The 10534-nt window shown below is 35.6% G+C and carries 10 protein-coding genes and 2 pseudogenes; 9 read left to right on the forward strand and 3 right to left on the reverse strand.

What is annotated here, in order from left to right:
* The first annotated feature begins 668 nt into the window (after positions 1–668).
* From ACEN31_RS10050 to ACEN31_RS10090, 9 genes and pseudogenes are all read left to right on the forward strand, one after another.
* Complete coding sequence (locus ACEN31_RS10050) at positions 669–1220, forward strand: DUF402 domain-containing protein (RefSeq protein ID WP_138405463.1); 552 nt, start codon at positions 669–671, stop codon at positions 1218–1220.
* A 273-nt stretch (positions 1221–1493) separates the two neighbouring features.
* A complete protein-coding gene (gene pulA / locus ACEN31_RS10055; RefSeq protein WP_407109330.1) occupies positions 1494–3443 on the forward strand; it encodes a type I pullulanase in 1950 nt (649 codons plus the stop codon).
* 352 nt (positions 3444–3795) lie between these two features.
* The gene (locus ACEN31_RS10060; protein WP_407109331.1) at positions 3796–4425 is read left to right on the forward strand and encodes a phosphoribosyltransferase; all 630 of its coding nucleotides are present in this window, start codon (positions 3796–3798) and stop codon (positions 4423–4425) included.
* A gap of 150 nt (positions 4426–4575) precedes the next feature.
* On the forward strand, positions 4576–5037 hold the full coding sequence (locus ACEN31_RS10065) for a flavin reductase family protein (RefSeq protein ID WP_407109332.1): 462 nt from the start codon (positions 4576–4578) through the stop codon (positions 5035–5037).
* A gap of 385 nt (positions 5038–5422) precedes the next feature.
* Positions 5423–7231 (forward strand): glutamine--fructose-6-phosphate transaminase (isomerizing), encoded by a 1809-nt coding sequence (gene glmS / locus ACEN31_RS10070; protein WP_218930002.1) that lies wholly within the window; start codon positions 5423–5425, stop codon positions 7229–7231.
* Between the two features lie 101 nt (positions 7232–7332).
* Positions 7333–7920, forward strand: coding sequence for an acetate uptake transporter (locus ACEN31_RS10075; protein WP_407089906.1), 588 nt, complete (start codon positions 7333–7335; stop codon positions 7918–7920).
* Between the two features lie 169 nt (positions 7921–8089).
* Positions 8090–8197: pseudogene (locus ACEN31_RS10080) on the forward strand (VOC family protein); the annotation flags it as partial.
* 41 nt (positions 8198–8238) lie between these two features.
* Entirely contained in the window at positions 8239–8448 is a 210-nt protein-coding gene (locus ACEN31_RS10085; protein WP_138405473.1) for a VOC family protein, read from the forward strand.
* Positions 8449–8538: 90 nt separating this feature from the next.
* A pseudogene (locus ACEN31_RS10090) lies at positions 8539–8976 on the forward strand (VOC family protein); the annotation flags it as partial.
* Positions 8977–9060: 84 nt separating this feature from the next.
* On the opposite strand, the gene ACEN31_RS10095 reads toward ACEN31_RS10090, so the two are convergent.
* The 3 genes from ACEN31_RS10095 to ACEN31_RS10105 form a co-directional block, all read right to left on the reverse strand.
* Positions 9061–9249 carry a nitroreductase family protein gene (locus ACEN31_RS10095; protein ID WP_138405470.1) on the reverse strand — a complete coding sequence of 63 codons (189 nt, stop codon included), beginning with the start codon at positions 9247–9249 and terminating at the stop codon, positions 9061–9063.
* A 21-nt stretch (positions 9250–9270) separates the two neighbouring features.
* Positions 9271–9459, reverse strand: a complete 189-nt coding sequence (locus ACEN31_RS10100; RefSeq protein ID WP_138405471.1) for a hypothetical protein — start codon at positions 9457–9459, stop codon at positions 9271–9273.
* 337 nt (positions 9460–9796) lie between these two features.
* A partial coding sequence (locus ACEN31_RS10105) for a LysM peptidoglycan-binding domain-containing protein (RefSeq protein ID WP_407109333.1) occupies positions 9797–10534 on the reverse strand: 738 nt, incomplete at its 5' end.

Here is a 10534-nt window from a genome sequence, read left to right on the forward strand (position 1 = left end):
CGATATTAATTGATTTCCACGAAAATTGGGAAAATAACGCTCGGACATTCTTACAAGTGTAATGTGCATGATGACCAGATGATATAACTACATTGAGACTTTTACACAAGATTATGGACTTGACAGTGACAGTGGAAATTGGAAGGTTAACGGGACATGTCATATGGTGACAAGGGAAATTGGGTGTTTAACGGGACTTGTCATGATGCGACAAGGGGAATTGGAAGTCTAACAGGACTTGTCATGAGGTGACCAGGGGAATCGGAGCTCTATCAGGACATGTCATATGATGACAAGGGAAATTGGAGGGTTAACGGGACATGTCATATGGTGACAAGAGAAATTGGAAGTTTAACAGGACATGTCATGAGGTGACAAGGCAAATTGGAAGTTTAACAGGACTTGTCATGTGGTGACAGTGGAAATTAGACGTTTAACAGGACATGTCATGAGGTGACAGTGGAAATTAACACACTAAACCAAAATTACCAATCAATAAAGCAGCGACTACAGTGATAAATTTTAAATCAAAGCAACTATTTTATATAAAACGTCAATACTCAAATCATTTTGTAACACAAGTGTAAGTATTATGTTATAATAATCGAGAATAACCATACAGTCGATAGACTGGAACGTAATATATAATATAGAAAGTGGGTTAAGTGATGAAACAACCGAAAGAAGGTGAATTCATCACTATTAAAAGTTATAAACACGATGGTTCGTTGCACAGGACATGGCGCGATAATATGGTCTTAAAAACGAGTGAGCAATCAATTATTGGTTGTAATGATCATACATTGGTAGTCGAATCAGATGGCCGTAGATGGGTTACACGTGAAGTTGCACTTGTCTACTATCATAAACATTTTTGGTTCAATATCATCGCAATGTTACGTAAACGAGGGGTTACATATTATTGTAACTTAGCCTCACCATATGTGATGGATAACGAAGCCTTGAAATATATTGATTATGATTTAGATATCAAAGTTTTTCCAGATGGGGAGAAACGTTTATTGGATTTAGATGAATATGAAATACATGGGCGTCGGTATCATTATTCAGATGAGATAGATCGCATTATCAAATACCAAATACAAGAGTTAGTGAGATGGATTGACGAAGGTCGCGGACCATTCTCTCAAGAATTTATTGATATTTGGTATGAACGTTATTGTCAGCTAACACATCGCAACAAAATAAATAATAACTAAATAGTAGTGAATTCGCTTAAAGGGAGATTATTGAATCGCCATTGAATGAGCGATATGCGATGATATCCCACGATACTGAGCCTCTTAGAAGATAACTATCTTTTAAGAGGTCTTTATTTTGACAGAATTTATATTTTGTGTATTATAGACTAACTAAGAATAAAAAATATAACCCAAATATCACCTACAAACGAACTTAAATTAAGATTATTGAGATGAATTGACCGAACTGAGACTTTTGCATGATAAGAATGAAATTATAGGAGTAATTCAATGAATGAATATAGTACAACGTCTCAAAGTAAACCAGAATATGATTACAATTATTTAACTACAATTATAAATCAAATCAGTCACGATTCAGTTTTTGTTGAAAGGAACTATTATCCTGGAAAACTCGGCGCTATATATAGTAGAGAAAAAACAGAGTTCAAATTATGGGCTCCAACTGCATCACAAGTTGAAATATTAATTTATGATGGTCATTATGGTGTGTTAAAAGAAAATATTGTAATGACGCGGTCAAATGACGACAAGATATTTATCCATACAATTGAAGGAGATAACCATGGGTTAACATATCGTTATCGGTTAACGTTTTTTGATGGGCGAGTGAATACGTCAAATGATCCATATGTGAGAGCTGTGACGGTCAATGGACAGCGCTCAGTTGTCGTTGATTTAGACAGAACGAATCCTGATAACTGGGGAGAAAGAATGCCCGAAATGGATGATATTAGTAAAGCAGTAATTTATGAACTGCATTTACGCGACTTTACTGTAGACTCGGATAGCGGAGTCACTCATAAAGGAAAATTTCTTGGAGCTATTGAAGAAAATGCAACGAATCCCAATGGTTCATCAACGGGTATCGACTACTTAAAAGAATTAGGTGTGACTCATGTGGAGTTTCTCCCATTATTTGATTACCAAACCGTAGATGAGACCGTCGAAAAGCCACGTGAATATAATTGGGGATACGACCCACAAAATTATGGTGCGCCAGAGGGGGCGTATTCAACCAATCCTTATGATCCATTTACGCGAATTAAAGAAATGAAACAAATGATACAAGCCTTCCATGATGCTGGCTTAAGAGTGATTATGGACGTTGTTTATAATCACGTTTATGAAGTGGACGACCATAGTTTCCACCTCACTGTACCGGGTTACTTCTTCCGATATAATGACGTTGGACAGTTTACGAATGGAACGGGTGTCGGAAACGATACAGCTTCAGAACGTTATATGATGCGCAAGTACATTGTTGACAGTGTATCTTATTGGGCTAAAGAATATCAAATCGATGGTTTCCGCTTTGATTTAATGGGAATCCATGACACAACCACTATGAATACCGTGCGAAAAGCGTTGGATGAAATTGATCCAAGTATCTTACTTTTTGGTGAGGGCTGGGATTTATATACACCCTTAAGTGAAAATATGGTAGCCAATCATAATAATGCAGTATTGATGCCAAGAGTCGGCCAATTTAATGATGGACTACGAGAAGCATTAAAAGGAAATGACTTTGAAGCAACAGCTCGAGGCTTTATTAATGGAGCTTGGCATATGGAACAACAAGTCGCTCAAAATGTCTTGGCAGGTGTTGATTTTGGTTCATACAACGATCCTCAACAAGTGATTCAATACGTTGAAGCGCATGACAACTTTACCTTGTATGATAAATTAAGAGCAGCAGATCCAGATTTAGATGAGAATACCATTACGAAACGCCATGAATTAGCGACGACAATTATTCTGTTATCACAAGGAATACCTTTCATTCATGCGGGTCAAGAATTTCTTAGAACAAAAAAAGGCGTCCGAGATAGTTATAATAAACCAGATGAAATTAACAAACTTGAGTGGTTAAGACAAGATGCGTATCGTGAGTCAGTCGAGTTAGTTAAAAACCTTATTAAATTAAGAAATCAAGAACCTTTATTCCATTTATCAACTTATAAAGAGATTAAAGAAAGAATTGAAGTAACTAGAGCAGATTACCAAATTGTTCAATTAACTTATAAAGGAGACGGCTATAAGCTGTTTGTAACCTTTAATGCTCAAGGGAATATGTTAAATGTTCCAGTTAAAAAAGGTGAGTACATTAAAAAAGTGACTAATCGTCGTGTTTATCTTGAAGATGACAATTTAACAGGGGAAATTGATAATATACTTATCGATTCTTACACCACTTTAGTCTTAAAGAAATTCGACTAATCACTCATTTATAGAACAGACCACTACATTTGTTAGATGTATCTTTACAAATATAGTGGTTTTTTTGTGCAGTTTTTAAGACTCATGAAGAATATGTAACCTAAGTTGTTATATCGTTTTACCCTAGAATGTTCGTGTTTTTAAAAGAGATTAAATTGAAAGCGTAAGTAAAAGTGTTTTTTTGGAAAAATTATTACGATTCATTCTGCTACTATGGTATATTTTAAGTATAGATAAACATATTTTATGTGGCAGTGGATAAAGATAATTACCAGTCGTTATATTTCTATATTAGAATTATGAGCGAAGTCATTAAGAAAAGTGTTTGAAAGCTATTAAAGAAAGGGGTAAGATGATGCGATTCAATGATAGAGAAGAAGCAGCAAAGCAATTAACAGAAAAGATAAAGGTGGACGAGCCAAAAAATACAATTGTATTGGCAATGCCACGTGGTGGAGTACCATTAGGACTGACAATAGCCGATGAATTTAATATTCCTTTAGATGTCATCTTAGCCAAAAAGATAGGTCATCCGATGAATTCAGAATTTGCGATTGGAGCGATGGCAGAAGGTGGCGAACCACTAATGAATGACGATATTCACGTGAGTTCGACTTGGTTAGAGAAGCGAGTGAAACAAATTACGGACGAGATTGATCGTCGTCGAGCGATTTATAGCGAAGTGATTGAGAAACAATCATTGACCGACAAACATGTTATCCTAGTTGACGATGGAATTGCGACTGGGCATACAATGTTTGCGGCAATCGAGTCTGTCCGCTCTAAAAAACCACTAAGTATTAGTGTGGCAGTTCCAATTATTCCAGAAGACACTTTCAAAGCTCTTGAAAAAGTCGTTGATAATATTTACTACGTACAAATTCCGGAAGCATTTTTAGGTTCAGTTAGCGCCTATTATGAAAACTTCCCGCAATTAGATGACTACAAAGTCGAACAATTATTAGGCAATCAATCTATTTAATTAATAAAGCATCCCTTTCTAAATATAGATTGGGATGCTTATGTTTACAAACATTCTAATACGTGTTAGATTAAGTTGGGGCAGATTTAATAAATATAAAGGGCGGTATAAAAGTTGGAAGATAAGACAGTTCAGTTATTTAAAGACGCAATGGCAAATTACCCCTCAGGCGTTGTGATTGTTACGACGACAAATGATGAAGGACTCCCTGTGGGCATTGCTGCTAACTCTTTCACATCACTTTCGATAGACCCGCTATTAGTATTATGGTCAATCGGTAATAAGTCATCATCTTATGATATATTCAATCATAGCAAGCAATTTGCTGTTCATTTATTAGCTGGAAGCCAACCGGAACTTGTAAATATTTTTTCGCGCAAAGATATTGATCGCTTCGCACAGATTGAGTGGAGCTTTTCAGAAAGTGGCTTACCTATTATTGAAGGCGCTTATGCGACGTTTGAATGCGATACCTTTGAAACAATAGTGGCGGGCGACCATGCGATTATTACCGGAAGCGTCAAGCACATCACAACAAATATTCAAAATCCATTGCTATATCACCAAAGAAGAGTCGGACCGTTACCACTCACATTTCATGGAAATATATAGATAGACACCTCGAGTTACTTAAACGTTTCTCGAGTTTTTTGTCGACCTCTGAATTAATTGACTGAAATTAAATAGATTTAAAATGTTGGTAATACTATATTGTTAAGGTTATCAGCTTAAATAAATAAAAAATATTTTGACAAATGGCCTTCTATAAGATAAAGTAATATAGCTTTTAGAAAATAATTAAAAGGAGTATAAACATACAGGATAGCGCCAGGCCTTAAATATAAGGTGACGAGGATTGAACTTATCGAGATTTCGGCGGATGGTTCAAGGTAGTGTAATCTTTAGAGTTAATAAAAACCATTGTGTAAATATTGGTACAGAGATTAACTTACACACCTAAAAGCAAAATAATTAGGTGAAAAGAGGAAATAAATCAATGTGTGGAATTGTAGGATTTATTGGAGAAGGTAACGTACAAGAAGTTTTAATTGGTGGTTTAGAAAAATTAGAATACCGTGGATATGATTCAGCAGGAATTTTTGTTGTTGATAAAGAAGCCAATGGGCATCTATTTAAAGAAGAAGGTCGCATTGCGAAATTAAAAAGCGAAGTCAACTTTGATTTACAATCTGTAGTTGGAATTGGACATACACGTTGGGCTACTCATGGACCAGCAGCAACTTATAACGCTCATCCACATCGCTCAGCCAACCAACGATTTGTTCTTGTTCATAACGGTGTTATTGAGAATTATAAAGAGATTAAGGAAGAATATTTACAAGGTGTTGAATTATCTTCTGATACAGATACTGAAGTGGCGGTTGCTTTAATTGAATATTTTGTAGAAGCGGAAGAATTATCAACGAAAGAAGCCTTTAAAAAAGCTCTATCAGTGATCAAAGGTTCGTATGCTTTTGGTTTAGTAGATCAATTAGATCCAAACGTTCTTTATGCTGCTAAAAATAAAAGTCCTTTATTGATTGGTAAAGGTGATGGCTTCAATGTCATCGTCTCAGATGCGATGGCAGCCATTGAACATACAAATGAGTATATCGAAATTAAAGATAATGAAATGATCACAATTACTCAAGATAACGTAATCATCGAAGACGTTGAAGGTAATGTTATTGAGCGTGAGTCATATATTGCCGAATTAGATGCCAATGATTTAGAAAAAGGTGCTTATCCTTTCTATATGATTAAAGAAATTGATGAACAACCTGCAGTATTACGCCGTTTGGTTCAAGAATATCAAAATGACCAGCACGAGTTTGAAATCGATACAGATTTAACAGATGACTTGTTAAACAGTGACCGTGTGTACGTTATCGCTGCAGGTACAAGTTATAATGCGGGTTGGGCAAGTAAAGCCATCATGGAAAAAGTAGCTAAAATCCCAACTGAAGTACATTTAGCAAGTGAATTTGCTTACGATATTCCATTACTAAGCGAAAAACCGTTCTTTATCTTCTTAACTCAAAGTGGTGAGACGGCAGATAGTCGCCAGGCCTTAGTGAAAGTGAATGAATTAGGTCATCCATCATTAACAATTACAAATGTTAAAGGATCTACACTTTCACGTGAAGCAAGTCATACTTTATTACTTCATGCTGGGCCTGAAATTGCAGTTGCTTCAACAAAAGCTTATACTGCTCAAATTACAGTGATGGCAATTTTAGCGGATGCGCTTCGTGCATTAAAATCTGAAGAAGCATCGTTTGATATGGCTAAAGAAATTGGTCTTGCAGCTTCAGCAATGGAATCAATCTTATCAGAACGCGATGATATAAAAACTTGGGTTGACTCAAACTTAATGGAAACACGTAATGCTTTCTATATTGGACGTACTGCAGATTATTACGTAGCGATGGAAGCGGCTTTGAAATTAAAAGAAATTTCTTATATCCAAACTGAAGCATTTGCCTCAGGAGAATTAAAACATGGTACCATTGCTTTAATCGAAGAAGGTACACCAGTCATTGCTTTGATTAGTGGCGAACTAACTTCAGCTCATACTCGCGGTAATATCGAAGAAGTAAAAGCTCGTGGAGCGAATACGATGGTGATTTCAACACATGCTTTATCTAGAGAAGATGATCAATTCATTGTTTCTAACTTGAACGAGTTATTAGCACCGCTAGTTATGGTGGTTGTAACACAGATGATTGCATACTATACAGCCTTAGGTCGCGGTCTAGATGTGGATAAACCACGTAACCTTGCTAAAAGTGTAACAGTTGAATAAGCTTTATTTAAGTAAACCTTAATAATCATTGCTAAAGGCCTGTATAATAGGTACAATAAGAGACAGTGTGTAAAATATTGTATTGTACTGGAGATATGGATTTGGAAAAAGAAAAAAATGTATTATTTAGTGAGATTACTGCAAACCCGGCACCTTTAGGGTTAATGGGCTTTGGTATGACAACAATACTGTTGAACATTCATAATGCAGGATTCTTTCCACTAGATTCAATGATCCTAGCTATGGGAATTTTTTACGGTGGTACGGCACAAGTTGTTGCGGGTATTATGGAATTTAAGAAGAATAATACATTTGGAACGACAGCTTTCACTTCATACGGATTTTTTTGGATGGCTTTAGCAGCTCTGAACATCCTTTCAGAAATGGGATATGGAGTACCAGCTAATTCACTTTCAATGGCTGCATTTTTATTTATGTGGGGCTTCTTCACATTGTTTATGTTTATCGCTACTTTACGCATCTCAAAAGCATTACAAGTAGTCTTTGGAACATTGACACTTTTATTCTTCTTATTGGCAATCGGTAACTTTACCGGATCGACTTTAATCTTAATAATCGCAGGTTATGAAGGAATCATTTGTGGATTTACTGCAATTTATGCAGCAATGGCACAAGTAATTAATGAAACATATGGTAAAGTCGTATTACCAATTGGCGAAGTACAATAAGTAATTAAGTTTATAATTGGGCTACTTTTGATCAGTAATTTACTGATTCAAGGTAGCCTTTTTCGCATTATTTCGAACAATATAATGAAAGGGATTTCTCTCGACATCCCCATTCATTATACACTTTGAACAGATAGTCACTTTGTCAATTTTAAAGGAGCACATTGTAATGAGGCAATTAGTTTCAGCTCTATGGTTTGATAAGGAAGCAGAAGAAGCGGGTAATTTTTATACGTCGATATCTGAAAATTCAAGGATTATACGCAGAGAAACTTTTAAAGATACACTTATTGGTGATTATGAATCTATGGATTTTGAATTGAAAATTTATCATTTGAAGCATTTAATGATAGTGAACACGCTGGTTTTAACTCATCAATATCGATCATGGATTCGATGGATACAGCTAAAGAAGTTGATGCTTTATATGCGAAGTTATCCGTCGGTGGTGTTGATCTAATACCGTTAGATAGTTGTCCTTATAGGGAACGTTATGCCTGGGTTCAGGACAAGTACGGTGTGACATGACAAATTATGGTTGATGAAAATAGTGCGGTAAATCAAAAGCTCAAGTTAAATTTATTATTTAGTGGTGAGAGTTGTTGAAAGGCAGAAGATGCTTTAAATTATTATCATGAAGTTTTTAACCAATCAGAAATCGAAGCGGTATCTTATTATAATGAAGACGAAGCCGAAGATATCCACGAAAAAGTAAATTATAGTGAATTGTATATTAATGGTCAAAAGTTAACTCTGATGGATCATGGAATGGGCAGCGGCTTTAATTTCAATGAAGCTTATTCATTGATGATTCTGTGCGGTTCACAAGCGAAAGTCGATTATTACTGGGATAAACTATCCCATGATTCAGACTTCGAGCAATGTGGTTGGTTGAAAGACCAATTCGGTGTCCAGTGGCAAATAATGCCTGTGAGGTTTTATGAACTGATGAAAAATGGTTCAGAAGCAGAGCATTGGCGGGTCACACAAACGATGTTAAATATGAAAAAACTCGATATCGAAGCATTAGAATATACAATGTATGAGTTGAGTTAAGAAAAAGTGTTTTTCCAATTTGAGAAATTACCTTTGCTTGGTAGATAATTCACCGATAACACTCACACGTACTTCATCATCAATTTATTCTTTTTCGCCTGGAGTACCTTCGATTGAACCAAATGGCATTTGTGCAACCAGTTCGTATGAAGCAGGCAAGTTGAACATTTCTTTAACTGATTTATCAAAGCCTTGTTCAAAACCAATATTCATATGTTGTAAGCTAGCTCCTAAGTTTAATTCAGCTAAAGTAACCCACATTGAGAATTGCATATTTGCATCGTTATGAATTTTTTAGGTATCTGCACGAACACCTTCACCTAGACCAGCTTTAACTGCATTACGGTCTTCGAAGAAGAAGATTGTAACTACTGCGCCTTTAGCACCTTCCATAACACCTGAGAATATATCCCACATCGCACTTTGCATAACATCTTTTTGAACTTCTAAGATATGGTCCCAGAATTTTATCGTTTTCTTCACCAAATAATACAACTAAACGAGTTGTTTGACTGTTACTTGCAGAAGGAGTTTCTCTTGCTACTTCGTGAAAGCGACTAATAATTTCCTCTTTTGTTAAATCTGTTTGAATCAAAGATATCGATATTAGAATATTAATTGAAAATATTAAACTCGAATTCAACATAAAATCTAATATTAGGTTATGATAGCTATTTTGTTAACTTTATTTCATACGTTTCTAAATTTCAAAAACTTACGTATAATTTTTTTGAATTCATTTTTTAGTATTATAATGAAAGGATAATATTATAATTAAATAAAAAAATACTCCCTCTCGGGAGTATTTCATTGCTATAAACTATTTAGGTTGGAAGTATAGAACAAAACTTCCTTTAAAGTAATTCACAAAATAATTTATGTGTTCATTATAATCAAAATTCTCTTCAGCATAAGTTACTGCACTGTTAACTGTTGGAAAATATTTTTTCACTAAAGTCATGCCAGGCATATAAGCAAGGTCACCAGGTTTGGGTGCAACAAATTCAGGCGTTTCTGGATCTTCATCAGAACCATCTGGGATGAGTAATACGTCCCCGATTTGTAGGTTGTTGTTTGTTAGACTGTTCGCATCTTTAATCGCTTCTATAGTTGTCCCAAAATGTTGTGCGATTTTGTATAAGTAATCTCCTGCTTGAACTGTGTAGTAAGTTTCAGATGGTGTTTCTTCGTCGTCATCATCATCTTCTTCAGAACCGTCAGGGATAAGTAATACATCGCCAATTTGTAGGTTGTTGTTAGTTAAATCGTTCGCATCTTTAATCGCTTCGACAGTCGTTCCAAATTGTTGCGCGATTTTGTATAAATAATCTCCCGCTTGAACAGTGTAGTAAGTTTCAGACGGCGTTTCTTCTTCGTCGTCATTTTCTTCAGAACCGTCAGGGATAAGTAATACATCGCCAATTTGTAGGTTGTTGTTAATTAATTCGTTCGCATCTTTAATCGCTTCGACAGTCGTTCCGAATTGTTGCGCGATTTTGTAAAGGTAATCTCCTGCTTGAACAGTGTAGTAAGTTTCAGACGGCGTTTCTTCATCGTC

Origin of the sequence: Ruoffia sp. FAM 26255 (assembly GCF_045528525.1) — a bacterium.
In the GTDB taxonomy this organism is placed as follows: domain Bacteria; phylum Bacillota; class Bacilli; order Lactobacillales; family Aerococcaceae; genus Ruoffia; species Ruoffia tabacinasalis.